Source organism: Blastomonas sp. 34TW, from assembly GCF_059803595.1.
Window position 1 is genome coordinate 222,549 of record NZ_JAPFGW010000003.1, and the last position, 26,834, is coordinate 249,382.

27 protein-coding genes are annotated in these 26,834 nt (G+C 65.9%); 12 read left to right on the forward strand and 15 right to left on the reverse strand.

From position 1 onward, the window contains the following. The first annotated feature begins 137 nt into the window (after positions 1 to 137). Complete coding sequence (locus tag OPU69_RS06200) at positions 138 to 1,475, forward strand: amidohydrolase (RefSeq protein ID WP_498509811.1); 1,338 nt, start codon at positions 138 to 140, stop codon at positions 1,473 to 1,475. On the opposite strand, the gene OPU69_RS06205 is transcribed toward OPU69_RS06200, so the two are convergent. Beyond that, complete coding sequence (locus tag OPU69_RS06205) at positions 1,476 to 2,294, reverse strand: division plane positioning ATPase MipZ (protein ID WP_171007814.1); 819 nt, start codon at positions 2,292 to 2,294, stop codon at positions 1,476 to 1,478. Between the two features lie 113 nt (positions 2,295 to 2,407). On the opposite strand from OPU69_RS06205, the gene panC reads away from it, so the two are divergent. Together panC and OPU69_RS06215 are read left to right on the forward strand one after the other, a co-directional pair. Continuing rightward, on the forward strand, positions 2,408 to 3,253 hold the full coding sequence (gene panC / locus OPU69_RS06210) for a pantoate--beta-alanine ligase (protein WP_060978756.1): 846 nt from the start codon (positions 2,408 to 2,410) through the stop codon (positions 3,251 to 3,253). A 107-nt stretch (positions 3,254 to 3,360) separates the two neighbouring features. Further along, complete coding sequence (locus tag OPU69_RS06215; RefSeq protein ID WP_023839049.1) at positions 3,361 to 3,657, forward strand: SEL1-like repeat protein; 297 nt, start codon at positions 3,361 to 3,363, stop codon at positions 3,655 to 3,657. A 105-nt stretch (positions 3,658 to 3,762) separates the two neighbouring features. Here OPU69_RS06215 and OPU69_RS06220 read toward each other — a convergent pair whose 3' ends face one another. The 6 genes from OPU69_RS06220 to OPU69_RS06245 all read right to left on the reverse strand — a co-directional run bounded on the left by OPU69_RS06220 (position 3,763) and on the right by OPU69_RS06245 (position 9,275). Next, on the reverse strand, positions 3,763 to 5,811 hold the full coding sequence (locus OPU69_RS06220) for a S9 family peptidase (protein ID WP_498509813.1): 2,049 nt from the start codon (positions 5,809 to 5,811) through the stop codon (positions 3,763 to 3,765). A 78-nt stretch (positions 5,812 to 5,889) separates the two neighbouring features. Continuing rightward, the gene (locus OPU69_RS06225) at positions 5,890 to 7,038 is read right to left on the reverse strand and encodes a GNAT family N-acetyltransferase (RefSeq protein WP_498509815.1); all 1,149 of its coding nucleotides are present in this window, start codon (positions 7,036 to 7,038) and stop codon (positions 5,890 to 5,892) included. After that, positions 7,035 to 7,832, reverse strand: a complete 798-nt coding sequence (locus OPU69_RS06230) for a glycerophosphodiester phosphodiesterase family protein (RefSeq protein ID WP_498509817.1) — start codon at positions 7,830 to 7,832, stop codon at positions 7,035 to 7,037. Before OPU69_RS06230 ends, OPU69_RS06225 begins: the two co-directional genes overlap by 4 nt. Continuing rightward, a complete protein-coding gene (locus OPU69_RS06235) occupies positions 7,804 to 8,271 on the reverse strand; it encodes a RidA family protein (protein ID WP_498509819.1) in 468 nt (155 codons plus the stop codon). Before OPU69_RS06235 ends, OPU69_RS06230 begins: the two co-directional genes overlap by 29 nt. A gap of 25 nt (positions 8,272 to 8,296) precedes the next feature. After that, the gene (locus OPU69_RS06240; protein WP_060978718.1) at positions 8,297 to 8,968 is read right to left on the reverse strand and encodes a hypothetical protein; all 672 of its coding nucleotides are present in this window, start codon (positions 8,966 to 8,968) and stop codon (positions 8,297 to 8,299) included. Between the two features lie 16 nt (positions 8,969 to 8,984). Continuing rightward, the gene (locus OPU69_RS06245) at positions 8,985 to 9,275 is read right to left on the reverse strand and encodes a DUF3572 family protein (RefSeq protein ID WP_060978717.1); all 291 of its coding nucleotides are present in this window, start codon (positions 9,273 to 9,275) and stop codon (positions 8,985 to 8,987) included. A 74-nt stretch (positions 9,276 to 9,349) separates the two neighbouring features. On the opposite strand from OPU69_RS06245, the gene OPU69_RS06250 reads away from it, so the two are divergent. Beyond that, on the forward strand, positions 9,350 to 9,712 hold the full coding sequence (locus tag OPU69_RS06250; protein WP_060978716.1) for a response regulator: 363 nt from the start codon (positions 9,350 to 9,352) through the stop codon (positions 9,710 to 9,712). A gap of 25 nt (positions 9,713 to 9,737) precedes the next feature. Here OPU69_RS06250 and OPU69_RS06255 read toward each other — a convergent pair whose 3' ends face one another. Both OPU69_RS06255 and OPU69_RS06260 read right to left on the reverse strand, forming a co-directional pair. Continuing rightward, positions 9,738 to 10,985: an acetyl-CoA C-acetyltransferase gene (locus OPU69_RS06255; protein ID WP_498509821.1), complete on the reverse strand. Its 1,248-nt coding sequence runs from the start codon at positions 10,983 to 10,985 to the stop codon at positions 9,738 to 9,740. A gap of 63 nt (positions 10,986 to 11,048) precedes the next feature. Beyond that, positions 11,049 to 12,911, reverse strand: coding sequence for an ABC-F family ATP-binding cassette domain-containing protein (locus OPU69_RS06260; RefSeq protein ID WP_498509823.1), 1,863 nt, complete (start codon positions 12,909 to 12,911; stop codon positions 11,049 to 11,051). Positions 12,912 to 13,170: 259 nt separating this feature from the next. On the opposite strand from OPU69_RS06260, the gene OPU69_RS06265 reads away from it, so the two are divergent. The 6 genes from OPU69_RS06265 to OPU69_RS06290 all read left to right on the forward strand — a co-directional run bounded on the left by OPU69_RS06265 (position 13,171) and on the right by OPU69_RS06290 (position 18,326). Then, positions 13,171 to 13,785 (forward strand): EF-hand domain-containing protein, encoded by a 615-nt coding sequence (locus OPU69_RS06265; RefSeq protein WP_498509825.1) that lies wholly within the window; start codon positions 13,171 to 13,173, stop codon positions 13,783 to 13,785. Positions 13,786 to 13,884: 99 nt separating this feature from the next. Continuing rightward, positions 13,885 to 14,619 carry a response regulator gene (locus OPU69_RS06270; protein ID WP_060978713.1) on the forward strand — a complete coding sequence of 245 codons (735 nt, stop codon included), beginning with the start codon at positions 13,885 to 13,887 and terminating at the stop codon, positions 14,617 to 14,619. Continuing rightward, positions 14,616 to 16,022, forward strand: a complete 1,407-nt coding sequence (locus tag OPU69_RS06275; protein WP_498509827.1) for a sensor histidine kinase — start codon at positions 14,616 to 14,618, stop codon at positions 16,020 to 16,022. Before OPU69_RS06270 ends, OPU69_RS06275 begins: the two co-directional genes overlap by 4 nt. A 218-nt stretch (positions 16,023 to 16,240) precedes the next feature. Continuing rightward, on the forward strand, positions 16,241 to 17,254 hold the full coding sequence (hemB, locus tag OPU69_RS06280) for a porphobilinogen synthase (protein WP_498509829.1): 1,014 nt from the start codon (positions 16,241 to 16,243) through the stop codon (positions 17,252 to 17,254). 4 nt (positions 17,255 to 17,258) lie between these two features. After that, positions 17,259 to 17,810, forward strand: a complete 552-nt coding sequence (locus OPU69_RS06285) for a gamma carbonic anhydrase family protein (protein WP_498509831.1) — start codon at positions 17,259 to 17,261, stop codon at positions 17,808 to 17,810. 9 nt (positions 17,811 to 17,819) lie between these two features. Continuing rightward, positions 17,820 to 18,326 carry a PAS domain-containing protein gene (locus OPU69_RS06290; protein WP_498509833.1) on the forward strand — a complete coding sequence of 169 codons (507 nt, stop codon included), beginning with the start codon at positions 17,820 to 17,822 and terminating at the stop codon, positions 18,324 to 18,326. Positions 18,327 to 18,332: 6 nt separating this feature from the next. Here the strand turns inward: OPU69_RS06290 and OPU69_RS06295 are convergent, their stop codons facing one another. Further along, positions 18,333 to 18,590, reverse strand: coding sequence for a hypothetical protein (locus tag OPU69_RS06295; protein WP_066117062.1), 258 nt, complete (start codon positions 18,588 to 18,590; stop codon positions 18,333 to 18,335). 157 nt (positions 18,591 to 18,747) lie between these two features. Here OPU69_RS06295 and OPU69_RS06300 point away from each other — a divergent pair, with 157 nt between their 5' ends. Both OPU69_RS06300 and OPU69_RS06305 read left to right on the forward strand, forming a co-directional pair. Beyond that, positions 18,748 to 19,110 (forward strand): DMT family protein, encoded by a 363-nt coding sequence (locus OPU69_RS06300; RefSeq protein ID WP_066274915.1) that lies wholly within the window; start codon positions 18,748 to 18,750, stop codon positions 19,108 to 19,110. A gap of 55 nt (positions 19,111 to 19,165) precedes the next feature. After that, positions 19,166 to 19,822, forward strand: coding sequence for a thermonuclease family protein (locus OPU69_RS06305; RefSeq protein ID WP_498509836.1), 657 nt, complete (start codon positions 19,166 to 19,168; stop codon positions 19,820 to 19,822). A gap of 3 nt (positions 19,823 to 19,825) precedes the next feature. On the opposite strand, the gene OPU69_RS06310 is transcribed toward OPU69_RS06305, so the two are convergent. From OPU69_RS06310 to OPU69_RS06330, 5 genes are all read right to left on the reverse strand, one after another. Then, positions 19,826 to 20,818 carry an aspartyl protease family protein gene (locus OPU69_RS06310; protein WP_498509838.1) on the reverse strand — a complete coding sequence of 331 codons (993 nt, stop codon included), beginning with the start codon at positions 20,816 to 20,818 and terminating at the stop codon, positions 19,826 to 19,828. 80 nt (positions 20,819 to 20,898) lie between these two features. Continuing rightward, the gene (locus OPU69_RS06315; RefSeq protein WP_498509840.1) at positions 20,899 to 23,307 is read right to left on the reverse strand and encodes a ligase-associated DNA damage response DEXH box helicase; all 2,409 of its coding nucleotides are present in this window, start codon (positions 23,305 to 23,307) and stop codon (positions 20,899 to 20,901) included. 47 nt (positions 23,308 to 23,354) lie between these two features. Beyond that, positions 23,355 to 24,035, reverse strand: coding sequence for an NnrU family protein (locus OPU69_RS06320; RefSeq protein ID WP_060977558.1), 681 nt, complete (start codon positions 24,033 to 24,035; stop codon positions 23,355 to 23,357). A 60-nt stretch (positions 24,036 to 24,095) separates the two neighbouring features. Then, positions 24,096 to 25,406 carry an amidohydrolase family protein gene (locus tag OPU69_RS06325; RefSeq protein ID WP_498509842.1) on the reverse strand — a complete coding sequence of 437 codons (1,311 nt, stop codon included), beginning with the start codon at positions 25,404 to 25,406 and terminating at the stop codon, positions 24,096 to 24,098. Then, entirely contained in the window at positions 25,403 to 26,821 is a 1,419-nt protein-coding gene (locus tag OPU69_RS06330; RefSeq protein WP_498509844.1) for an amidohydrolase, read from the reverse strand. Before OPU69_RS06330 ends, OPU69_RS06325 begins: the two co-directional genes overlap by 4 nt. Positions 26,822 to 26,834 lie beyond the last annotated feature (13 nt).

Here is a 26,834-nt window from a genome sequence, read left to right on the forward strand (position 1 = left end):
CGGGGGTCCCGCTTTCCATTTCCGTGTTTATGCAAAAGCAGGATTCCCGCGTTCGCGGGAATGACGGGCGGAAACCGATTGGCGTAACCGCATCAAGGCGTTAGCCTGACCTCCAACACATGTCTGGGGAGACACTCATGCCGGTCGCCAAGTTTCTCGCGCGCGCTTTTGCCGCATCCGCCTTAGCGCTGGCAGCAGCCACGCCGCTCGCTGCGCAGGACACGATCCGTGCCGATATCGCTGCCGACATGCCGGGGCTGATGGACCTGTACCGCGACCTGCACGCCAATCCGGAACTGAGCTTCCAGGAAGTGCGCACCGCCAAGAAGCTCGCGGCCGAGGCGCGCAGGCTGGGCTTCGAGGTGACCGAGGGCGTCGGCAAGACCGGCGTGGTGGCGGTGATGAAGAACGGCCCCGGCCCGGTGGTGATGCTGCGCGCTGATATGGACGGGCTGCCGGTGGTCGAACAGACCGGCCTTCCGTTCGCCAGCAAGGTGCGCGCGATGAGCCCGGCGGGGATCGAGACCGGCGTGATGCACGCCTGCGGCCACGACACGCACATGACCGGCTGGGTCGCCACCGCGCGGCAGCTGGTCAAGCGCAAGGCCGAATGGTCGGGCACGCTGGTGATGATCCTGCAGCCGGCGGAGGAAATCGGCTCGGGCGCGGTGGCGATGCTGAACGATGGGCTGTTCACGCGCTTTCCCAAGCCGCAATATGTGCTGGGCTTTCACGATGCCGCCCAGGCCCCGGCCGGGTTCATCGGCTATACCCCGGGCTTTGCGCTCGCGAATGTCGACAGCGTCGATATCAAGGTGAAGGGTCTGGGCGGGCACGGCGCCTATCCGCAATCGACCAGGGACCCGATCGTGCTCGCCGCGCGCATCGTCACCACGCTGCAGACGCTGATCAGCCGCGAGCTCGATCCGCAGGATGCCGCCGTGGTCACCGTCGGCAGCTTCCAGGCAGGCGCCAAGCACAATATCATCTCGGACGAGGCGACGCTGCTGCTCACCGTGCGCAGCTATTCGGACGAGACCCGCGCGAAGATCCTCGACGGGATCAAGCGGATCGCGAAGGGAGAGGCGATCGCTGCGGGCGTGCCGGAAGATCGCATGCCCGAGGTCAAGCTTGCCGATACGTTCACGCCCGCAGTCTATAACAGCCCCGAATTCACCACCGAGATCGGCACGTTCCTCAAAGGCCGGTTCGGCGAGCAGCGCGTCGCGCAGGTCGCGCCATCAATGGGCGGCGAAGATTTCAGCCGCTTCTACCGGGCCGATCCCGACAATATCAAGAGCATGATCTTCTGGGTCGGCGGCGTGCCTTTGCCCGAATATACCAAGGCGAAGAAGGAAGGCATCGAAATGCCCTCGCTGCACAGCCCGTTCTGGGCGCCCGAGGCCGATACCGTCATCGCGACCGCCGCCGAGGCGATGACCGCGATGACGCTGAAGCTTATGAAAAAGCCCTGATCAGATCAGTTGTGGCTGGCGCTCGGGCGAGCGGCTGCCCACGCCCGGCAGGTTGAGCGCGGAAACCATCTCGCGCAATTCCTGCCGCGCGATGATGTGGCTGGTCCCGAGATCCGCCAGATGGCCCTTGTCGAGCAGGGTGAGGCCCGAGGGGAAGAGTTCGCGATAGACCACGCGCTCGGACAGGCCCTGGACATAGCGGAAGCCGACGCGCTTGGAGAGCTCGGCGAGCGCGGCATCGAGCCTGCGCTTGTTGCGCGCATCGGTCTGCTGGGTGCGGTTGCGCAGGACCACCCAGTCGATCTCGATCCCGTCAGTCTTGGCGCGCGCCTTGCGCGCCTCCCAGATCAGTTCGGCATAGAAGCTGAGGCGCCGGACCTTGAAATTCTCGGGATCGACCTGGCCGATCAGGTCGAAATCGACGAAGCTGTCGTTGAGCGGGGTGACCAAAGTGTCGGCACGGGTGGCGACGAAGCGCGCGAACTTGTCGTCGCGGCCCGGCGTGTCATAGACCAGGAAATCGCAATCGCCGCTCAGCGCTTCGACCATCTGTTCGAGCCGCGCCTGATTATCGTCCTTGAACACCTCGAACTTCGGCGTGGGCAGCTCGATGCCGCGGCGCTGCTGGGTCTGGACGCGGTTTTCCAGATAGCGGTGCAGCGTGCGCTGGCGAGGGTCGAGGTCGATCGCGCTGACGCGAAAGCCCAGATACGACAAGGCGACGGCGACGTGCACCGCGCTGGTCGATTTGCCGGTGCCGCCCTTTTCATTGGCAAACACGATATGATGCGGAGACGCCTTGCGCGTCATCATGTCCATGGTCTTTCCAGCCCCTTCCAGCAGGCCCATGATTGTGCCAGTGCTGCAGTGTGAATCGCTTGGGCCATGTGCCCGGCGATGTTGCCGCGTTCCCTATCGGAGGCTTTACCAAGGTGCAAATCTTACGTCGGGTTGACAGGCTGCGGTCGGCGGTATCGCTGCTCAGGGGGCAGGGCGGGCATGTCGCGCTGGTGCCCACCATGGGGGCGCTGCACGCCGGGCATATGCAGCTGGTGAAGGAAGCCAAGCAGCGCGCCGACCATGTCGTGGTGTCGATCTTCGTCAATCCCAAGCAGTTCGGTGCCAACGAGGATCTCGATGCCTATCCGCGCCAGGAGGACAGCGATGCCGCCATGCTGAGCGAGGCGGGCGTCGCGATCCTGTGGGCGCCCGATGTCGAGCAGGTCTATCCCGCAGGCTTCGCAACCAATATCAGCGTGGCCGGGGTCAGCGATGGCCTGTGCGGCGCGGCCCGGCCCGGCCATTTCGATGGTGTCGCAACCGTGGTTGCCAAGCTGTTCAACCAGGTCCAACCCGACATGGCGCTGTTCGGCGAGAAGGATTATCAGCAGCTTGCGGTCATCCGCGCGATGGCGCGCGACCTCAATTTCGGACTCGACATCATCGGCGTGCCGACGGTGCGCGATGCCGATGGCCTCGCGCTGTCCTCGCGCAACGCCTATCTCAGCGGCGAGGAACGCGCCGCCGCGGCGATGCTGCCGCGCGCAATGCAGGCGGGCATCGCGGTGATCGAGGCGGGAGGGCCCGTCAAGGTCGCGCTCGAGGGCATCGAGCAGGCCCTGCTGTCTGCCGGATTCGCCTCGGTCGATTATGTCACACTGGCCGATTCCGTGACGCTGGAGCCCTTGGACGAGGCGAACAGGCCCGGCCGTCTGCTGGTCGCAGCGCGCATCGGACGCACGCGTTTGATCGACAATATGCCGGTAGCCCCGCGATGATTGTAAAACTTTTGGCATGGTATCTGCCGAATTAACCATTTCTTCACCATGGTTTCCCAATCTTGCCGCGTCGGAAAAACCGGCCATGCAATAGAGGGGCATGTGAGATGGCAAACAGTCTGAAGTCTGCGACCTTTTTGATCGAGAGTAAGCTCGCGGCGGCCGCGCGCGGCGACATCAACGCCTATTTTGAACTGGGCGTGGCGTTCTCCACCGGCGGGCACGGCGTCAATGTCGACCTGATCGAGGCGCACAAATGGTTCAACCTCGCCGCCGTGAAGGGGCATGAGGAAAGCCAGCTGTGCCGCGCCGAGATATCGGAAGAAATGACCGCACGGCAGATCGCCGAAGCCCAGCGCGAAGCCCGCGCCTGGCTCCAGCAAATCGCAGCGCGCGCCGCCTGAAGGCCTAGAGTGATTTCGAGTGAAATGGAACATTTCACGGCTCGGAAATCACGGTAAAACAGAAAGTTAGACCCAGCTTTTGACTCGATCAAAAGCGAACAGGGTCTAGCGCGCTGCCTTGCGGTAGCGTTCGAACCAGGCGATGATCGCCGAAGCCTTGGCCGCGCTTTGCGACGGCCTCGCTGCGATTCCGCCATGGCTGGCACCCGGCACCTTGACCAGCGCCGTCGGCACGCCGACCAGCTTGAGCGCGGTATAATATTGCTCTGACTCGCTCACCGGGGTGCGATAATCCTCGCTGCCGACGACCACCAGCGTCGGCGTCTTCACATTGGCGACCAGCGACAGCGGCGAGCGCGCCCAATAGCTCGCCTGATCTTCCCAGGGCAGCTTGCCGAACCAGTATTTCGCAAAAAAGGCCGGGCCATCTGCGGTCAGCGCCTGGCTGGTCCAGTTGATCACCGGCTTCTGGGTGGCCGCTGCCCTGAACCGCGTCGTCTTGCCGACGATCCAGCTGGTCAGCACGCCGCCGCCCGATCCGCCGGTGACGAACAGCTGGTCGGGATCGGCCACGCCATCGGCTATCGCCTTGTCGACCATCGAGATCAGATCGTCATAGTCGTTGCCCGGATAGGCATGGTGGATGAGGTTGGCGAACTCTGCGCCATAGCTGGTCGATCCGCGCGGATTGACCGAGAGTACCGCATAACCCGCAGCGGCATACAGCTGGTTGTCGGTCGAGAAATGGGGGCCATAGGCCGCAAACGGCCCGCCATGGATTTCCAGCACCAGCGGCACGCGCTGCCCCGCTGCATAGCCCGGCGGCAGCGTCAGCCAGCCTTCGATCTCGCGGCCATCGAACGACGAGGCGACGGTCATCTTGCGCACCTCGCCCAGCCGCTTCGATGCCATCAGGGACTGGTTGAGCCGGGTGAGCATCCGCGTCCTGCCCCCGTTCGCCAGCATGACATCGGCAGGCCTGGTCGCGTTGCCCCCCGAATAGGCGATCGCGCCGTTCTTCGCGACGCTGAACGATCCGCCCGAATAGGGCCGGTCGAGCGAAGAGCCAGTAAGGCCGCGCACGATCTCGCGTACCGATCCGTCGAGGCCGATGCGCGCGACCAGCGTCTCACCATGATCGTCATACTGCGCGATCAGCGCCTGGCCGTCGGGGGCCCAGACGATGCTGTCGATGCTCCGGTCGAGCGACGGGGCAACCGCCCGTTTGGCGCTGCCGTCGCGGTTCATCACATAGGCCTGGGTGTTGTGATAGCCGAGCAGCTTGTCGTCGAAACCGAGATAGGCGATCCTGCTGCCATCGGGCGAGACGACGGGCGAGGCATCCGGCCCGTCGCGGTCGGTCAGCGCGCTGATGCTGCCGCTGGCGATGTCGAGCGCATAGATCTCGGCGTCCTGGGGGTCGTTTTCCCAATTGGGGGAGCGGTTGCCGCTGAAATAGAGCGTCTGGCCGTCCTTGCTCCAGGTGAGGCCGCCGCCGTCATGATAGTCGCCAAAGCTCAGCTGGCGGGGTGCGCCGCCGGTCGCGGGCACGACGAAGATCTTGTCGAAACCGGGCTTGAGATAGCCCGCACCATCGGCGCGATAGGTCAGCAGGTCATAGGTCTCGAGCGGCGCGGCCCAGGTCGCACCCTCGGGCTTTTCGGGCGCCTTGCCAAGCTTCAGCCCCTCGGCGGGCACGAACATCGTGTACGCGATCTGGCTGCCATCGGGCGACCAGGCGATATTGCCGGGGCTCTCGGGAAGGCCGGTGATCCTCACCGACTGACCCGTGCCGACCCAGCGGACATAGAGCTGCGGCGCGCCGCCTTCCGCCGTCGAGACATAGGCGAGGCGCTTGCCGTCGGGCGACCAGCGCGGCTGGCTGTGGCTGCCGGGTCCGGCGGCGAGCGGGGTCATCTCGCCGCTCATATTGTCGATCAGCCAGATCGACGAGACCGCCTTGTCGCTCATCACGTCATTGGCGCGGCGAACGAAGGCGGTCCTGCTGCCATCGGGCGAAATCTGCGGATCGGCCGCAGCCTCGAGCGAGAACAGGTCCTGCCCGGTTAGCCGCGTATCGGGCGCATTCTGCGCCAGCAGCGGGGCGGGGCTGGCGCAAGCGAGCAACAGGGCGGCAAGACGGATCGTGCGCATGAGGTCAGGCTTTCTGCAGGAAGAACAAGGATTTGAACGGACTGTTGCGCCCGATGGTGCGCCCGGTTTCCGCCTGCGTCAAGCCTGTCGCTCGCCCTTGCGGAAGGGCAGCATCTCGGTGAGCATTTCGCGGTCGGCAGCGACCGCCGCGCGCTCGCGTTGCAAGAAATCGGCGACCGCGCGGCGGAAGCCCGGATCGGGGATATAGTGCGCCGACCAGGTGAGTTCGGGCGCATAGCCGCGCGCCATCTTGTGCCCTCCCTGTGCGCCCGCCTCGACCCGCTTCAGCCCCCGCGCCAGCGCCGCGTCGATCGCCTGATAATAGCAGAGCTCGAAATGCAGGAACGGCTTGTCGACGGTGCAGCCCCAATAGCGGCCGTACAGCGTGTCGCTGCCGATGAAATTGAGCGCACCCGCGATCGGGTGGCCCTCGACCTGGGCGAGGATCAAGAGGATGCGGTCGGCCATATTCCGGCCCATCAGGCTGAACGCCTCGCGGGTGAGGTACGGATGGCCCCATTTGCGCGCGCCGGTATCCTGGTAAAAGATCCAGAACGCATCCCAGTGCGCCTCGGTGATCGCATCGCCGGTCAGGTGGACGATCTCCACCCCGTCCTGCGCCTTGCTGCGCTCCTTGCGCAGATCCTTCCGCTTGCGCGAGGTGAGCGATTCCAAAAAGCCCTCGAAATCGCCATAGTCCTGGTCGTGCCAGTGGAATTGCGTGTCCGAACGCAACAGCCAGCCCGCCTTTTCGAACAGCGGCAGCTGCGCAGGCTCGATAAAGGTCGCGTGGACCGACGACAGGCCGTTCTGGTCGGCGAGATTTTCCGCCGCGCTCAGGATGGCAGGCGCCCATTCGGGGTCCGCGAGCAGCAGGCGCGGACCGGTTGCGGGCGTGAACGGCACCGAAATCTGCAGCTTGGGATAATAATGCCCGCCCGCATTTTCCCAGGCATGCGCCCAGCTATGGTCGAACACATATTCGCCCTGGCTGTGGCTTTTCAGATAGGCGGGCAGCGCGGCGACCAGCCTGCCGTCCTCGCCCTTGATCGTGATCGGCGCAGGGTTCCAGCCGGTCCCGCGCCCGACACTGCCCGATTGCTCGAGCAGGCTGAGGAACGCGTGGGACACGAATGGGTTGTCGGGCCCCGCAAGCGCGTCCCATTGGCCTGCATCCAGCGCGGCGATGCTGCGACCGACCTCGGCGGTGATCGCGCGCTCGCTCATGGCTGGATTTGGGGCTGGGGCTGGCCGCGCTCGTAGATCGGCGCGTCAGCGTGTTCGGCGGCCAAGGCATGCTGCTCGTCGGTGCGCACCGTCCAGGTCAGCAGCGGCAGGCCGCGCGCGCGCTGGCTCGCGGCGAAGCTGCTCGGCAGGTCGCGAATGTCATAGGCGAGGAAATCGGGCTTGGCGGCCCAAAGGTCGCGATGGCGGCGAAGATTGCCCTTCCAGCCGCGCGCCTCCTCCTCGGTGATGACCAGGCCACGAGTGATGTGCTTGGCCTGGCGCCGGAACCAGGCGCTGACGGCAGGATCGAAGCTCATCACCGCCGCCTTGCCGCCATAGCCTTCCAGCGCGCGGCGTACCGCGAGGCACAGCGGCGCGACATGGCCGCTTTCGGTCTTGATCTCGATCAGGATCGGCGCGCGACCCCGGACGACGCCGAGCACCGCGCCCAGCTCCGCGATCGCGCCATTCTGGCCGAGCAGGCGGATTTGCGTCAGTTCCGCCGCCGTCTTGCTGGCGACCCGGCCCTGTGCCAGCGTCAGCCGACCGAGCGAGAAATCGTGAAACACCACCGCGCGGTTGTCGACGCCGCGCTGGACGTCGCATTCGATGCCATGGCCCGCCGCGATCGCCGCGGTAAAAGCGGGCAGCGCGTTTTCCAGCACTGGCCCGTCCCACATGCCGTCATGCAGGCCGCGATGCGCATAAGGCTGCTCGCTCAGCCAGGCGATGCGTCGCTGTGCTGGCGCCGGGGCCAGCCAGCGGTCAAGCAGGCCGAACGGCGACAATGGCATCGATCTCCACCGGAGCGCCCAGCGGCAGCACGGGTACGCCGACCGCGCTGCGGGCATGCTGACCGGCGGGGCCGAATACCTGGACCATCAGGTCCGACGCGCCATTGGCGACCTTGGGCTGGGCATTGAATTCGGGCGTGCTCGAGATGAACGCGCCCAGCTTGACGATCCGCTCGACCCGGTCGAGCGAGCCGAGCGCCGCCTTCATCTGCGCGATCAGCATGATGCCGCAGGCGCGTGCAGCGGCTTCGCCCTGTTCGAGCGAGACATTCTCGCCCAGCCTGCCGGTGACGACCTTGCCGTCGATAAAGGGCAGCTGGCCCGAGATGTAGAGCAGGCCGCCCACTTCCACCGCGGGGACATAGGAGGCGACGGGCGCGGCGGGCTGCGGCAGTTCCAGGCCCAGTTCGGCGAGTTTCTGTTCGATCGTGTCGGTCATGCTTCTATCCTGTAAGAGCTGTGAATCAGGCCGCAGCCTGGACGCCCGGCGCGTGCACGCCTGCAGCAAAACGGTCGAGGATCCAGGCGAGCGCCTCTTCCCAGCGGTCGATGCGCGCATGGGCGTGCCCGGCATTGGCGGCACAGGCGATATGCGGCGCAAGGCCTTCTTCGCCCACCATGTGCAGCCGCCAGACATGCGGGACATGCTCGGCGGCGGATTCGTGATGCTGCGGCAGGTCGTCGACGAAGATCGCGACGCTGGGATTGTGCTCCTCGACGATCCGCCGCAGCGGCTCGCCCTTCGGTCCTTGGTTGCATACCACGCGGTGGTGGAGGCCGAACCGGGCGAGCTGTTCGCTGCGCGCCTGCTGGCGGTCGTCCATCAGATTGGTCAGCACGACGATATCGGCATGCTCGCCGATCGCCTTCAATGCCTCGACCGCGCCCGTGATAGGCGTCTGGCGGTGCATCTCGGTATCGAAAAATGCGCCCAGCAGCGGCCAGATATCGCCAGGCTTCACCGCCTCGCGCGTCTTGCGGTCGATCAAGGCTTTGGCGAAATCGCCGCCGGAAAAGTCGAACTCGATATCGTGTTCCTCGTCCAGCCAGGCCTTGAAGGGGGCCACCATGTAGAGCAGCACCTCGTCACAATCGGTGACCAGCAGGGGGCGGGAAGGGGCAGTCGTCGCGCTCATCAATACTCCATCTCGTTCAATGCTGGCGTTCCAGCTCGATCCGCGCATTGACCAGCCGCACCGGCGTCGTGCCGATCGCATCCGCCGCCGCCACCAGATCGGCTTCATAGCCTTCCAGATAGCGGATGATTTCGGACAGGATGCGCGGGCTGTTGGCCCCTTGGCGCAGGTCTTCCGCCGTCATTCCGGTCAGCGCCAGCAGCCGCGAAGCGCGGTCCTGATCACCGAGCAGCCATCCCAGTGCCATCAGCGCGAGAGTGGCTGCATCATCCTTTCCGTGCTCGCCTGCACCGATTGTGTCGCCCACGGCTTTCGCCTACATCCCCAGTTGTTATCAACGCCCCGGATAGTTCGACCCGGCAGAATTGGATAAGCGGTTCAGTGGCAAAAAGAGTGCTGGTTGTCGAGGACAACGACCTTAATCGCAAACTTTTCTGTGATCTGCTCAGCGCACATGGCTTCGCGGTCGAGGGGCTGGCCGATGGTCGCGATGTCATCGAGCGCGCGCGCCAGTTCGTGCCGGGGCTGATCATCATGGACATTCAGCTGCCGCATGTCAGCGGGCTGGAACTGATCGAGGCGATCAAGGCCGATCGCGACCTCAGGCTGATTCCGATCATGGCGGTGACCGCCTATGCCGGCAAGGGCGACGAGGACCGTATCCGCGCCGCCGGGGCCGAGGGCTATGTGTCGAAGCCCGTCTCGATCGGCCCGTTCATGGCGGCGGTGAACGCGCTCGTCTGAGCCGCGCCCACCGCCTGGCTTTTCGTCAGATACGTTCGATGATGATCGCGGGGGCCATGCCGCCCGCCGCGCACATCGTGATCAGGCCGTAGCGGCCGCCCGAACGCTCGAGCTCGTCGAGCGCGGTGCCGATCAGCATCGATCCGGTCGCGCCGATCGGGTGACCCAGCGCCATCGCGCCGCCGTTGATGTTCACCTTCTCGCGATCGAGATCGAGGTCGCGGATGAACTTTTCGGCGACGACGGCAAAGGCCTCGTTGATTTCCCAGACGTCGATATCGTCCTTGGTAAGGCCAGCGCGCTCGAGCGCCTTCTTGGCCGCGGGGACGGGCGCGTTGAGCATCAGCGTCGGGTCATCACCCATGTTGACATAGGTGACGACGCGCGCGCGGGGCTTGAGGCCATGCTTGTCGGCATAATCCTTCGAGGCGAGCAGCACGGCGGCGGCGCCATCGACCACGCCCGAGCTGTTGCCCGCGTGATGGACATGCTCGATCTTGAGATCGGGATAGCGGCGGTTGATCTGCTTGCGGAAGGTCGTGCCGCCAATCTCGAAATCGGCCATCCCGGCAAAGGCGGGCTTCAGTGCGGCCAGGCTCTCGGCGGTGGTGTCGGGCCGGGGGAATTCTTCCTTGTCGAGCGCGACCGTGCCATCGGGATTGTAAACCGGGACCACCGATTTGTCGAACCGGCCTTCGGCAATGGCGCGCGCGGCGCGCTGCTGGCTGACGAGCGCGAGCGCATCGAGGTCCTCGCGCGAAATGCCTTCCATCGAGGCGATGGCATCGCCGCAGACGCCCTGGTGCGACTGCGGGTGCAGTTCGTCGAGCGCGGGGTTATGCGATCCCATCAGCGGCGGTGGCATGCCGGCATTGGCCTCGGCAGCAGCGACGACCTGGGTATAGCTCATCATCTCGGTGCCGCCTGCGATCACGCAATCCTCCATGCCCGACATGATCGCGGCGGTGGCAAGGTTCACCGAGGTGATGCCGCCGCCGCAGAAGCGGTCGAGCGTCATGCCGCTGGCCTTGATGTCATAGCCCGCCGCGAGCGCGGCCATGCGACCAAGGTCGCCGCCCTGCTTGCCCTTCTGGGTCGAGGTCGACCAGATCACGTCATCGACGGTTGCGGTGTCGAGGCCGTTGCGCTCCTTGATCGCCTTGAGCACGGTCGCGGCCAGGTCCTGCGGGTGCAGATGCGACAGCGCGCCCTTGCCGGGCTTGCCGACCCCGCGCGGGGTGCGGACGGCATCGATGATATAGGCTTCGGCCATGTTCAGGCTCCTCTCCAACTGGTTTAATCGCTCGGTTAAACCAGTCGACAGCGCCCGGCAAGCCTATTCCAGCGTCTCGAGCATTTCGTTGCTCTCGAGCCAGGATGCTTCGGCTTGTGCGAGCTCATCGGCGATCTTCGAACGACGGCGCGACAGTTCGCTCATGGTCAGCCTGGCCAGTTCGCCGCTGGCGGAGGCCGGATCGAACATCGCCCGGTCGATCTCGCTCATCCTGGCCTGCAGCGTCGCGATCTGTTTCTCTGCCGCGCTCACCTTGTTGCGGATTTGCCGGGCCTGTTCGCGCTTCTCTGCCTCGGCTTTCTTGTCCTTCTTTTGCCTAGGCCTGGCCTCGCCCTTGGGCTGGTTCACGCCCAGGATGAAGTCGATATAATCGTCCATGCTGCCGGCGAACTCGCTGGCGGTGCCATTGTCGACCAGCACCAGCCGGTCGGCGGTCAGCTCGACCATGTGCCGGTCATGGCTGATCAGCAGCACCGCGCCGGTATATTCGTTGAGCGCCTGGACCAAAGCCTCGCGCGCATCGACGTCGAGATGGTTGGTCGGCTCGTCGAGGATCAGCAGATGCGGCGCGTCGCGGGTGATGAGCGCGAGCGCCAGCCGCGCGCGTTCGCCGCCCGACAATGTGCCGACCTGCGATGTCGCGCGGTTGCCCGAAAAGCCGAACCGGCCGAGTTGCGCGCGCACCGCCGCCGGGGTCTTGCCCTGCATCGCGCGGGTCATCTGTTCGAGCGGGGTGCTGTCCGCCTCCAGCTCCTCGACCTGATATTGCGTGAAATAGCCGACCTGCATCTTGCCCGCGGTGTTCATCGCGCCGTCCATCGGCGGCAGCTGCGCGGCGAGCAGCCGGGCGAGCGTGGTCTTGCCGTTGCCGTTGCGCCCGAGCAGCGCGACGCGATCATCGGGATCGATGCGCAGGTTCAGCCGCTGCAGGATCGGCTTTTCCTCTGAATAGCCCACCGCGGCGAGATCGAGCGTGATCAGCGGCGGTTTCAGTTCTGACGGGCTGGGGAAATCGAAGCTGAGCGACGGGTCCTCGATCAGCGCGGTGATCGGCTGCATCTTGGCGAGCATTTTCGCGCGCGACTGGGCCTGCTTGGCGGTGGAGGCGCGCGCCGAGTTGCGCGCGATATAGTCCTGCAGCTTGGCGCGCTGGGCATCCTGCGCCTGCTTGGCGGCGGCGAGCTGCGCCGCGCGTTCGGCGCGCTGGCGCTCGAAACTGTCATAGCCGCCGGGATAGAGCGTCACCTTGCCGCCCTGCAGGTGCAGGATATGGTCGACGACATTGTTGAGCAGGTCGCGTTCGTGGCTGATGACGATCAGCGTCGCGGGATAGGCCTTGAGGAAGTTCTCTAGCCAGACCGTCGCTTCGAGGTCGAGATGGTTCGACGGTTCGTCGAGCAGGAGCACATCGGGCTGCGAGAACAGCAGCGCGCCCAGCGCGACGCGCATCTTCCAGCCGCCCGAAAAGCTGTCGAGCGGGCGGTTCTGCATCTCCTCGTCGAAGCCGAGGCCGGTGAGGATGATCGCCGCACGTGACGGTGCGCTATAGGCGTCTATGGCGAGCAGCCGTTCGTGGACATCGCCCAGCCGGTCGGGATCGGTGCAGGTCTCGGCCTCTTCCAGCAACGCGGTACGCTCGGCATCGGCGGCGAGCACGGTATCGAGCGGGGTCGCATCGCCATGCGGCGCTTCCTGCGCGACATAGCCCAGCCGCGCGAGCCGGGGCATCTCGATCTCGCCATCATCGGGCTCGAGCTCGCCGATCATCACCTTCATCAGCGTCGACTTGCCCGCGCCGTTGCGCCCGATCAGGCCGACGCGGCTGCCCGGCGGGATCGCCGCCGTTGCGCCGTCCAATATGGTGCGGCCGCCCAGGCGCACGGTGATGTTGTTCATCGAAAGCATGGAATGAGCGCCTATCAGCACACGCGCCATTCGCCAAGCTGTCCGATGCTGCGGCGCAGCGAAAAGACTTGCGCCGGGATGAACGGAGTGAGCGATCCGATACATTTTACGACACTTTTATGGGCTGCACGGCATAGCTGTGCGACAATGCCGGGCTAAAACAGCGGTCATGGGAGCCCCTTCGGACTGTGGCCTGCCCCCTGCTAGCCTGGTCCGGAGCGGCTTCCGCCCCCGAGATGGAATTGAAGGAATGCCCCCCATGAAGAAGACCCTCATTGCCGGCGCTGCGCTGGCTGCAATGCTCTCCGGCAGCATGGCGCTGGCGCAGCCCGCCCCTGGCCAGAAGCGCGGACCCGATGCCAATCAGGACGGTGTCGTCACGCAGGAAGAGGCGCGCGCACAGGCCGCCAAAATGTTCGAACGCATCGATTTCAACAAGGACGGCAAGGTCGACAAGGCCGATCGCGATGCCCGGATGGCCGAACGTTTCAAGAAGATGGACACCGACGGCAGCGGCGAGCTCAGCCTCGCCGAGATGACCGCCGCGCGCGAGGCGCGGCAGGAGAAGCGTGCCGAGCGCATGGCGATGCGCGCCGATCGCGGTCCGGGCGAGCCCGGTGCGCGCATGGGCGGCAAGCGCGGCGGCCCCAGGATGGGCATGCGCGGTCATGGTGGCATGCGCGGCGGCATGATGCGGCTCGATGCCAACAAGGATGGGGCGATCACGCTCGCCGAATTCGAGGCGGGCGCGCTCGAGCGCTTCAACCGTCAGGATGCCAACAAGGACGGCAAGATCACCCAGGAAGAGCGGGCCGCAGCCCGCGAGGCAATGAAGCAGCGCTGGCAGCAGCGCCGCGCCGCGCCGCAGGGCTGATCGTCAGCCTGACCCACTTCCGGCTCCGGGCGCAGACTCCCCTGATGCGCCCGGGGCCGGTTGCCTTTCTCCGCCGCTCCCGGCACATGCTGAAGCCCGATGACCGATCCTGTCCATATCCTGCTGATCGATGACGAGCCGACCCTGCGCGAGCCGCTGGCCGAATATCTGACCGGCCAGGGCTTTGCCGTGACCGAGGCGGGCGATGCCGCGAAGGCGCGGACGCTGATGCGCGACCAGCGCTTCTCGATTCTGCTGCTCGACATCATGATGCCCGGCGAGGACGGCTTGAGCCTCTGCCGTCATGTCGCGGCGCAATCCGAAACACCGGTCATCCTGCTCACCGCCAAGGGCGAAGCAATGGACCGCATCATCGGGCTGGAAATCGGCGCGGACGATTATGTCGTCAAGCCCTTCGACCCGCGCGAGCTGGTGGCGCGGATCAAGACCGTGCTGCGCCGCGCCGCCCGCGTGCCCCAGCCCGCCGAGGACGAGCCGCAAGGCTTCGAGTTCGATGGCTGGACGCTCGATACGGTCAAGCGCCGCCTGACCGATCCCGATGGCGCGCTGGTTCCCATCTCCACCGCCGAATTCAAGCTGCTCCAGGTATTCTGCGAGCATGCAGGACACGTGCTCAACCGTGACCAGCTGCTCGATCTCGCGCATGGACGCGAGGCGCATCTGTTCGACCGCGCGATCGACAACCAGATCAGCCGGTTGCGCAAGAAGGTGGAGGCGGACAATCGCTCGCCGCGCCTGATCAAGACCGTCTGGGGTGGCGGCTACACGCTCGCCGCGCGCGTCCGGCGTCTTGCCGGTCCGGACACGCCATGAGCGTTTTCCAGCGGCTCTGGCCGTCGAGCCTAGCTGGACGATTGCTGCTGACCATCGCGCTCGCGCTGTTGGCGGGGCAGTTGGTCAATGCCGCGCTGCTGGTCCGCGCGCAGCGCGAACAGGCGCTGGACCGGATCGCGGCAGAGGCCTCGGTCCGGCTGATTGCCGCAACCGACCGCCTGCAACAGGGGCGACCGTTGCGCGAGCGTTTCGGCAGCCGCATCGAGCGAGCGCCCGGCTTCCGGCTTCGCCGCACCGACCTGACGCCAAACAATCCGGTCCGGGCGGACATGCGGCCCGCTCCCGGACTGGTCTCGCGCCTGGCCGCCATCCTGCCGAGCTATGGGGTTTCGCCTGCGCGGATCGATGCGGCGCTGATGCCGGCCCCGCCGCGCGCCCGCAGGATCGACCGGCTGGCGGCCGAAATCGGCGGGCGCAATGAACGCCCGATCAGCCAGCTCGCCGTCATCGCCATCCAGCGGCCCGACGGACAATGGCTCAGTGTTCGGGTGCCCGTGCCCGAAGCCTCGGTGCGCATTCTGGCGACCATTATCGGACAGACGGTGATCCTGTACCTGGTCATGCTGGTCCCGCTCGTGTGGCTGACACGCCGGATCGCCCGATCGATGGGAACGTTGCGCGAAGGCGTGGCGCATTTCGAGCGGACGCAGGAGGCGCAGCCGATCGAGCCGACCGGACCCAGCGATCTGGCCGACCTCACCCGCTCATTCAACGCTATGAGCGCGCGGATCGCCGCGATGCTGAACGAGAAGGACGTGATGCTCGGCGCGATCGGGCATGATCTCAAGACGCCGCTTGCCGCGCTTCGGGTGCGCGTCGAATCGGTGCCCGACGACCGCCAGCGCGAGCGGATGGTCGCCAGCATCGACGACATCACCCGCACGCTCGACGACATTCTTACGCTTGCGCGGATCGGGCGGACGGGCGATGCGCCCGAGCCGGTGAACCTTGGCGCGCTGGTCGAGATGATTGCCGACGAATATCGCGATCTCGGGCAGGACGTCGCGCTCGCCGACACGCCGCGCATCGTTGTGCCGCTGCAGCTCACCTGGATCCGCCGCGCCTTGCGCAACATCATCGGCAACGCGGTGCGCTATGGTCAGCGCGCGCGGGTCAGTATCGCCCAGGGGCCGGGCAGGGTGAGCATTACCATCGATGATGACGGCCCCGGCATTCCCGACGACCAGATCGAACGGATGTTCGAACCCTTTACCCGGCTGGAAGCCTCGCGCAACATGGCCACCGGCGGCACGGGCCTCGGCCTCACCCTCGCGCGCGCGATCCTGCACCAGCACGGCGGATCGTTGCGGCTGGAGAACCGTCGCGGGGCGGGCGGTCTGGTGGAAGGCTTGCGCGCGACGATGACGCTGCCGATGGGGTGAGCCCCAGGGAGTCTGGAGGAATCCACCAGGACTCCCCTCCCTGAAAGGGAGGGGCAGGGGGTGGGTAAAAGCCATTACAGAACTGTCGTTGGCGCAAACGACCCACCCCTATCCCCTCCCTAACCAGGGAGGGGAGCGCGAGAAAGGCGAGAGTGGTGTCCCAGGCGCCGCATCCAACACCGCTTCCCCTTGGCGCACCCACTCGCTAAGACCGTTCCATGAGCTCTACACCTGTCGCCTCCGCCTATCCCGCCACCCGCCTGCGCCGCGCGCGTGCCACCGCGTGGAGCCGCGATATGGTGCGCGAGAACAGCCTGTCGCCTGCCAACCTGATCTGGCCGCTGTTCGTGACCGAGGGGCAGGGAACGGAAGAGCCGATCGCCTCGCTGCCCGGCGTGTCGCGCTGGTCGGTCGACGGCATTGTCGAGCGCGCGCGCGAGGCGGTGGACCTCGGCATACCCTGCCTGGCGCTGTTTCCCAACACCCAGCGAGACCGGCGCAGCGACGATGGCGCAGAAGCGCTCAACCCCGACAATCTGATGTGCCGCGCGATCCGCGCGATCAAGGATGCGCTGGGCGATTCGATCGGCGTGCTCACCGATGTCGCGCTCGACCCCTATACCGCGCATGGTCAGGACGGGCTGATCGATGCGCAAGGCTATGTGCTCAACGATGCGACGGTAGAGATACTGGTCGGCCAGTCGCTCAACCAGGCGCGGGCCGGTGCCGATATCATCGCACCGTCGGACATGATGGACGGGCGCATCGGCGCGATTCGTGATGCGCTGGAATCGGACGGGCATCACAATGTCCAGATCATGAGCTATGCCGCCAAATATGCGAGCGCCTTTTACGGCCCGTTCCGCGATGCCGTCGGCTCCTCCGGGCTGCTGAAGGGCAACAAGAAGGGCTATCAGATGGACCCAGCGAACAGCGACGAGGCGCTGCGCGAGGTCGCGATGGACATTGCCGAGGGTGCAGACAGCGTGATGGTCAAGCCCGGCATGCCCTATCTGGACATCGTCTCGCGGGTGAAACAGGCGTTCGGCGTGCCGGTCTATGCCTATATGGTCTCGGGCGAATATGCGATGATCGAGGCACTGGCCGCAGCAGGCGCTGGCGATCGCGACGCGGTGGTGCTGGAAAGCCTGCTCGCCTTCCGCCGCGCGGGGTGCAGCGGGGTGCTGACCTATCACGCCGCACATGCCGCGCGCCTGCTGGCAAAGGTCTGAAATCATGAACGATGTTTCGATCATCAGCCTGCATGGCAAGACCCCGCGCATCCATGACAGCGCGTTCATCGCGCCGGGCTGCCGCATCATCGGCGATGTCGAGATCGGACCCGATGCGAGCATCTGGTACAATTGCGTGATCCGGGCGGACGTGAACCGCATCGTCATCGGCGCGCGCACCAATGTGCAGGACGGCACCGTCATCCATTGCGACAGCCCGCGCCCCGGCGCTCCGGAGGGCTTCCCGACGATCATCGGCGAGGACGTGCTGATCGGTCACATGGCGATGGTGCACGGCTGCATTCTGGAGGACCGGGCGTTCGTCGGCCTTGGCGCGATCGTGATGGACGGCTGCCGCATCGGCGGCGATGCGATGCTGGCGGCCGGCGCGATGCTGACACCGGGCAAGTCCATGCCCTCGGGCCAGCTCTGGGGCGGGCGGCCCGCGCAATACATGCGCGATCTGCCTGAGCCCGCGATCATGGGCATGCGCATGGGCGTCGCGCATTATGTCGAGAATGCCAGGGCGCACAAGGCAGCCTGCAGCGAGCAATAGCGCGTTTCGATGAGCGTCACCCTGATCGAGCATCTGCCCTGGCTGTGCGCGCTGGTGGCAACGCTGGCCGCGCTCGAGCTGCTGCGGCGGTTGCGCCGGGCGCAATGGCAGCTGGAGGCCGGTCGCGAGGCTCCAGGCAGCGTCGCTCAGGCGCTCGATCATGCATTATCGGTCGGCCGGATCGGCAACTGGCATTATGAATGGTCAGACACGTCGCTGGCTTGGTCGGACGAGGTGTTCGCCATCTACGCGCGCGATCGCAGCCAGGGCGAGCCACCGATGTCCGAAGCGATTCTGGCCTATCACCCCGATGACCGGGCCAAGGTGCGGCGGGCGGTGCAGCGCGCGCTCGACCATGGCGAAAATATCGATTTTCGCGCCCGGCTGCGCAATGAGGCCGGCGAGATGCGCACCATTCTGGTGCGCGGCGCCTGCCGTCATGACAAGGACGGTGCCATTACCGGCGTGCTGGGCTTCATCATCGATCAGGGCCCTGCCGAGCCGCCGGTGGGCTGACCGGTCTCAGCGACCGCGATAGTCGCGCGGCGGGACGAAGCGCTCGCCGCGTGCGCGCGCCATCATGGCCTCGTCGGCAATCGCGGTCTTGCGCTCGACAGCGGCGATGCGCGTCGCCTTGCGCCGGGTGAATCCGCCGCCTTCCTCGCCGATCGCGGCGGCGATCCGGCGGATTTCGTCGCCGCGTGTCCCGATGACCAGAGCCATGAAGACCGATGCGAGCGAGATCGACAGGAACGAAATGAACAGACTGTCCGGTGACATACTGACCCCCATTTATCTGGTGTTGATCATGATTTGGGAGTCCGCTGGTTAAGCGCGTCCTGCCGTCAAAGGTTAAGCAGGCGTTGACGACAGATTTATCTTATCTTTACCTCCCGCGACCCCGTCAGGCCCTCCCTCCACCTGCTGAAAGCCGTCCATGCCCAGCCAGATTGCCCCCACCCTGGTGCTGCTCACCATCTCGAACATCTTCATGACCACGGCCTGGTACTGGCACCTGAAAGGAGGCCCCGCTGCCGCCGCGTCGCGGCCCTTGTTCTGGGTGATCCTGACCAGCTGGGGCATCGCGCTGGTCGAATATTGCTTCGCCGTGCCCGCCAACCGCATCGGCTTCGCGCATGGCTGGACGCCGGGGCAATTGAAGGTGGTGCAGGAGGCGCTGGCGCTGACGGTTTTCGGTGTCTTCATGGTCACGGTGCTCGGCGAGGCACTCAATTGGCGGCATTTCGCGGCCTTTGCCTGCATCATGGCGGGGGTGGGCTTTCTGTTCGTCGGAAAATGATGCGCTTCGTCGCACAGGTAAGCTTTGATTTACCGCGCGCCTCCACATTCGGGCGATGGCGCGTCGATCCCATGCCTTTCGCTCTCAGCCCGGCTCTCGGCGAACCCGCCATAACCGGGTCGTCAGCCGCGCGACCGAAGCCCGCATATCGACGCTCGCCATCCTTCTGGCGCTTCTGGCGGGATGGAACCTCAACGCGTGGCTCTGGCCCGAGACGACGATGGTCCCGTCCGCTGCCGCGCCGACGGCGTGGTCGGACCCCTGGGCCGTCTCGCGCCAGCAACGTCAGCTGTTAGAGGCGCAGGAAGGTCCGCCCGCACCGATCGCAGCGACCGGCTCTGCTGCCTCGGCCCCGGGTCGCGGGGGCTCCTTCCGCTTTGCATCCTGTGCCGGCGGTGCGCGGTATACCTGCGTCGTCGATGGCGACACCTTCTGGCTGGAGGGACAGAAGATCCGCGTCGCCGATATCGACACGCCCGAAATCTCGTCGCCACGCTGCGATGCCGAATTTCAGCTCGGCCAGCGCGCCAAGCAGCGGATGCAGCAGCTGCTGAACGCCGGGCCGATCGCGCTGGAACCGGCGGACCGCGCGACCGACCGCTATGGCCGGGCGCTGTTCCGGGTCACGCGTGGCGGCGCAAGCCTGGGCGAAACGCTGGTCGGCGAAGGGCTGGCCGTCTGGTATGGCGGCGGCAAGCCCAACTGGTGCTGATCGTCAGATCCGTGCGCGTTCGGGCCTGACCCGCGCGGCTTCGGGCATGTCGAACAGCACGCGGCGCTGCTTGAAATCGATCATCATCCGGCTGAACTGGCGCAAGGTGCTCATGCCCAAGAGCAGCGCCGGCGTCTTGTCGAGCCCCAGCTCGCGAAACGCGTCGGCATCGGCAAAGACGATCGGCACATAATCGAACTGCGCACGACCGATGCGGAAATCCTGCGCAAGGCCTGCATCGGCCATGATCGTCTGCCCGGTGACCGAGGTGAGGCTCGCCTGCTGCGCGCTCAGCTTATGCGATGCGCCCAGCCGCTTGAGCAGCGCCAGATTGCCGATATTCGATTGCGCGCCCGTATCGATGACCACGCTGATCCGCTTGCCGCCCAACGTCGCGTCGGTGAAGATCAGCTGGCCCGACTTGCGCCGCGCGCTCACCACGATCTCGAAATCGCTGACGCGGGGGCGTTCGGTAATGTCCTCGATCGTGATCGCATTTTCCAGGAAATCGAATAGGATGCGCTGGTCCTGCAGCCCGTCGAGGCCGAGGATGCCGTCCGCGCCGATATGGTGGGATTCGAGCATCGGTGCCACCAGCTCGCCATAATTGCGGCGGCCGAGCGTCACTTCGGGCAGGTAGACGGTCTGCACCATCTTGCTGCCCGCGATGCTGACCAGCCGCGCGATCTCGGCCATTTCCAGCGACAGCACCGAGGCGATGTCGCTCGACACCACGGTGCGCTCCGACCCTGTGTCGATCATGAACTTGAACGGCCCGCGCCCGTCGATGCTCACCGGCACGGTCATGCGGCTGGCGCGGTCGCGGGCAAGCGCGATCCGTTCGGCTTCCTGGGTCAGGCGGTCGGCATCGGTCAGCGCCCCGACCGTGGTATTGGCAAAGCCGCTCTCGGGCAGTGCATCCTGCGCGATCGCGCCGGGTGCGGCGCAAAGCGCCGCGTACAGGGTCAACGCACCGGCCAGCGCGCGATACAGCATCGGTTCGATCCTCTCGTGCCGCGATGACCGCAGCCTCTGGTTGTCTTGCAGATGTAACACGCCGACGCGCCGGCTGGCAATCAGTCCGCGCGCATCGCGGTGGCGGCGAGCGATTCCGCCTCGGTGAGCAGCGCGTCGTCGGCAGAGCCCTGCGCGACGCTCTCGCGGCCGATCATCACCAGCACCGGCACCGCCAGCGGGCTGACGCGCTCCAGCTCGACATGCAGCATCGTGCCCGCCGCGCGGTCGAGCAGATCGCCCAGCCGTCCGATATCGGTCATCCGCGCGCGTGCATCGGCCCAGGCGGCTTCAAGCAGGACATGGTCGGGCTCATATTTGCGCAGCACGTCGTAGATCAGGTCGGTCGAGAAGGTGACCTGCCGCCCGGTCTTCTTCTTGCCGGGATGCTGGCGCTCGACCAGCCCGCTGATGATCGCGACCTCGCGAAAGGCGCGCTTGAGCAGGTACGAGCTTTCGACCCATTCGGTGAACTCGTCGGCGAGAATATCGGCGGAAAACAGGTCGGCGGGGTCGGTAACGCGCTTGAGGCCCCAGACGGCGAGCGCATAGTCGTTGGCGACGAAGCCCATCGGCTGCAGCCCGCGATCCTCCATCCGCCGGGTGAGCAGCATGCCCAGCGACTGGTGCGCGTTCCAGCCCTCGAACGGATAGCAGACCATGTATTCGCGGCCATGGTGCGGAAAGGTCTCGACCAGCAGCTGGTCGGGCTCGGGCATGGCCGAGCGCCAGTCCTGCATTTCCAGCCATTCGCGCACGTCATCGGGAAAGCGCGCCCAGCCCGCGCGGTCGGTGAGGAATTCGCGCACCCGCGACGACAGATGCGTGGTCAGCGGCATGCGCGCGCCATTGTAACTTGGGATCTGCGTCGCCTTGGCCGATGCCTTGACGATCAGGTCGAGATCCTTGATCCGCTCGACCTCCAGCCCCATGCCCGCGAAGACGAATGTGTCGCCGGGCGCGAGCTGCGCGGCGAAATCCTCCTCCACCCGGCCCAGCGATCGTCCATTCTTGAAGCGGACGTCGAGCATCGGGGTATCGACGATAATGCCCGCGTTGAGCCGATAGGCCTGCGCGAACTTCGGGTGCGCCAGTCGCCAGGTCCCGTCCTTCTCGCGCACCAGCCGCTTGAACTTGTCATAGGCGCGCAGCGAATAGCCGCCATTCTCGACGAACCCCAACACGCGCAGGAACGCCTCGCGGGTGAGCGCGCTATAGGGCAGCGCGGACTGCACCTCGGCGCATAGTTCGTCCTCGTGGAACGGCCCGGCACAGGCCAGGCCCAATATATGCTGCGCGAGCACGTCGAGCCCGCCCGGGCGGAAGCTCTCGCCGTCGCGCTGGCCCTCGTTGACCGCATCGAACGCCGCCTGCGCTTCCAGATATTCGAAGCGGTTGCCGGGGACCAGGATCGCCTTGGAGGGGCAGTCGAGCCGGTGGTTGGCGCGGCCGATGCGCTGCAGCAGGCGCGACGAGCCCTTGGGCGCGCCCATCTGGATCACGCAATCGACATTGCCCCAATCCACGCCGAGATCGAGGCTGGCGGTGGCGACCAGCGCGCGCAGCTCGCCGTGCGCCATCGCGCCTTCGACCTTGCGCCGCGCCTCGACCGAGAGCGAGCCGTGATGGATGCCGATCGGCAGGTGCTTCTCGTTCAGCTCCCATAGCTTCTGGAAGATGAATTCGGCGAGAAAGCGCGTGTTGCAGAAGACCAATGTTGTCTGGTTGCGCTCGATCTCCTCGAGCACCTGCGGCACCGCATAATGGGCGCTATGCCCCGCCCAGGGGACGCGATCGTCGGTGATCAGGATCGACAGGTCGGGGTCTGCGCCCGGCTCGCCCTCGACCAAAGCCACCGCATCGATATCGCCATGCGGGGCAAGCCAGGCGCGGTAGCTGTCGGCATCGGCGACTGTCGCCGACAGCGCCACGCGCCGCATCTCGGGGGCGAGCGCCTGAAGCCGGGAGAGCGAGAGGCTGAGAAGGTCGCCGCGCTTCGACGCGGCAAAGGCGTGCACCTCGTCGATGATCACGGTCTTGAGGCTCCCGAACATCTCCGCGCTTTCCGGATAGGAGAGCAGCAGGCTCAGCGATTCCGGCGTGGTGAGCAGGATGTGCGGCGGGCGGGCGCGCTGGCGGGCCTTTCGGTCCGACGGCGTGTCGCCGCTGCGCGTCTCGATACGGACGTTGAGCCCCATGTCCTGCACCGGCGTCAGCAGGTTGCGCTGTACGTCGTGAGCAAGGGCTTTCAGCGGCGAGATATAGAGCGTGTGCAGCCCGTCATGTGCGCCACCGTCGGCAAAGTCGCGCAGGGTGGGCAGGAACCCGGCGAGCGTCTTGCCTGCGCCGGTCGAGGCGACGAGCAGCGCGTGGCGACCGGCATCGGCCTGATCGAGCATTTCGAGCTGGTGCCGCCGGGGCGACCAGCCGCGCTCGGCAAACCAGTCGGTGATGATCTCGGGCAGCGCCATGGCGGCGATATAGGGGGTGGCAGCGCCGCGCTAAAGGGGCAGGGGCGTCACAGCCAGCGGAAGATTCCCGCCGCACCGACGCCAAGCGGCATATGCGCCCATTGCGCGGCGAGCCACAGCACGATCCCGCCGATCAGCGCCGCCCATCCGGGAAAGGCGAACCCGCGCCCGAAGGGGACGAAACTGGTGCGCGATTGCCAGTGCAGCCAGGCATCGCCCATCAGCACGAATTTCTTGCCGTCCTGCAGCTTCGCGCCGACCAGCGCGAGCGTGATGATCGCGCCGCACAGGATCAAGGTATCGATCCTGGGCGCGATCAGGATATGCGCCACGCCCCAGAGCGCGAAGCCCCACATCATCGGGTGGCGGGTGATACGGAACACGCCGTGCGGATCCTTGACCGCGATGCGCTTGGCCGCCGCCTCGGGCACAGGCAGCGCCGGATTGCCGATCAGCGATCCCACAAACAAGATCGCGGAGATCAGCATCAGCAGCGTCGCGACCGCCCAGAGCAGGTCGTTCGCTGGCCAGAACGGCGCGGCGACTGGCGCGCGCTGGAAGCCTTCAACCATCAGGAACAAAGTGGCGAACGACACCAAAGTATAGGCTATCTGGAAGCCCTTGTCCCCCAGCCTCCGGACCAGCCCGGCGCGCAAGGGGTGTGACATCGCGAAATGGCTGCCGACAAAGCCGACCGCCCCTGCCAAAAGCATCGCGTAATCCTGCATCGCCGCCCGTCCCCTGCGTGACAGGAGGATCGCCGCAGCGAATCCTCCGTTCACCGCATCTTAGCGATCGTATGCCTTGGGCAAAGCCCCTTCCTGCGGGGTGCGATAGCGATCGCGCAGCCGCGCCTGGCGGTTGTCGAGCGGCTGCTGAACGCCATCGATCATCACCGAAACGGGCGCGCTCGAAAGCTCGAGCGGGTCGCCGTCCCAGATCACGACATCGCCCTGGCGACCGGGCTTGAGGCTGCCGAGCATCGCGTCGATCCCCAGCGCCTGGGCAGGGCCCGACGAGATCGCGGCGAACGCCTGGTCCCAGGTGAGGCCGCTCGCGCCCGGAATGCGCTGGAGGGCGACGAGATTGCCCGCATATTGCGGCGAATAATGCAGCCGGTGCGCGTCATTGTCGTTGATCATGCCGATCGAAACGGTGACGCCCGCACGCTTCATCCGGCCGATATTCGATTGGGTGGCGGCGGTCTTCTCGAACTCGGACGGCAGGTCGTTGAGTGCCGAGGCGATGACGGGAACGCCCGCAGCCGCGATCTGGTTCGCGACCAGCCAGCCTTCCGACACGCCTGCGAGCACCAGCTTGAGCGCCGGGAATTCCTCGCGCAGTTTCAGCACGTTGAGGATATCGGCGGCGCGCTCGACATGCACCAGCAGCCGCATCTCGCCATTGACCACCGGCACGAGCGCGGCGGCATCCTGGCGGTTGAGCAGCGCATCGTGCGGATGCGCAGGCACCCCGCGCTGGCCGTTGGCAAGCGCGCGTGCCTCGATCAGCGCATTGCGGAATTCGAGAAACGCCGAGGCGCGGCTGCCGCCCGCCTTGGCCGAACCCGTCTCGCCGAGTTCGACGAACTGGAAGGCGCGTCCCTTGGTCACGGCGTTGTAGTCATCGCCCAGATCGATCACCGCGCCCATACCGGCGAAGATCGCGGCCGGGGCGATAGGGGCGACCACCGCGCGGGTGATGCCGGCGGCGCGGTTGACAGCAACCGCGCTGACCTTGGGGTTGATCGCGGGGGTGACATCGATCGCAGCGGAGAATTCGCCCCGGCTTGCACTCGAATCATTGGTCTCGTTGACCGCCTCGACCTCGACCAGGCCCAGACGGCTGAAGCCCGCGAACAGGCCGGGCGTCACCCAGCGGCCTGAGGCATCGACGACCTGCGCTCCGGCAGGCACGGCGACGCCGGAACCGGCGGCGACGACCTTGCCATCGCGCAGCACCACGGTGCCGCCCTCGATCGGCGCGCTGCCGTCCCCGATCACGACCTTGCCGCCGGTAATGGCGACGGTCTGCGCGGCGAGCGGAGAGGCGAGCAGTGCGGCTGCGGCTACGCTCGTTGCAAAGAGAGCCTTGATCATTTCGTGTCTCCCTCACCCGGCTGGCCCAGCTCGAAATCGCTCACCGGACGGCGCTTGGGATCATTGGCATCATAAAGCAGCGCGCCATCGACCCAGACCTTTTCGGGCCGGGCATAGACCGACAGCGGATTGGCGTTCCACAGCACGACATCGGCCATCTTGCCGGGCTTGAGGCTGCCCGTCCTGTCGGCAATCCCCATCGCCATGGCGGGGTTGTAGGTCAGCCAGCGGATCGCGGTAGCATCGGAAATGTTGAAGCCCATGCGGCGGCCATCGCCCAAGGCCTTGGCGGCCTCCTGGTTCAGGCGCTGGATCTGATCCTGATCGTCCGAATGGATGATGGTGCAGGCACCGGCATTCTGGATGATCGCGGCATTTTCGGGAATGCCGTCATAGGATTCCATCTTGAAGCCCCACCAGTCGGCCCAGACGGCGGAACAGATATTGTTCTCGCGCAGCAGGTCGGCGATCTTGTAGCTCTCGACAGCGTGGTGGAAGGTCGACACCTTGTAGCCGAACTCCTTGGCCATATCGATGACGATGGCCATCTCATCCGCGCGATAGCAGTGGTTGTGGATCTGGATCTTGCCTTCCAGCGCCGCTTTCAGCGTATCCATGCCGATGTCGCGGGCAGGGGGCGTGCCGCCCTTTTTCTCATACTCGTCCCAGCGCGCCTTGTACTCGGCCGCGCGCGCCCAGGTCTGGCGATTGACCGCAAGGTTGCCCATGCGGCTGGCGGGCTTCTGGTTGCGGCTGCCATAGACGCGCTTGGGATTTTCGCCGCACGCCATTTTCAGGCCATAGGGCGCATCGGGGAATTTCATCGCCTGCATGGTGCGCGCAGGGACATTCTTGAGCGTCACCGAACGCCCGCCGAACAGATTGGCCGAGCCGGGCAGGATCTGCAAGCTGGTCACACCGCCATTGGCGAGCGCGCGGCTGAAGCCGGGGTCCTGCGGCCAGACGCTGTGTTCGGCCCAGACATCGGCGGTGACCGGGCTGGTCGCCTCGTTGCCGTCCGAATGCGCCGAAACGCCCGGCGAGGGATAGTCGCCCAGATGGCTGTGAATGTCGATAATGCCCGGCGTCACGAACTTGCCGCGCCCGTCGATCGCCACGATGTCCGCTGGGATCGGGGTATTGGCATCGCCGACCGCGGTGATCTTGCCGTCGGTGAAGAACACGACGCCATTGTCGATCTGTCCGCCCTCGCCATCGAAGATGGTGACGTTGCGGATCGCGGTGGCCACGCCCGGATAGGGCTTGTAGGTGCTGGGATAGGGGTTTTCGTTGATGCTCACCTTCTCGGCCTTGGGTGCGCTCGCGCTGGCGGAGGAGGGGCCTTCGGAACCTGTCGTGTTGGCGCAGCCGACGACCGCCATGGCCGCCAGAGGCGCGAGATACCCGTATCGCATGTGTTTTCCCTGT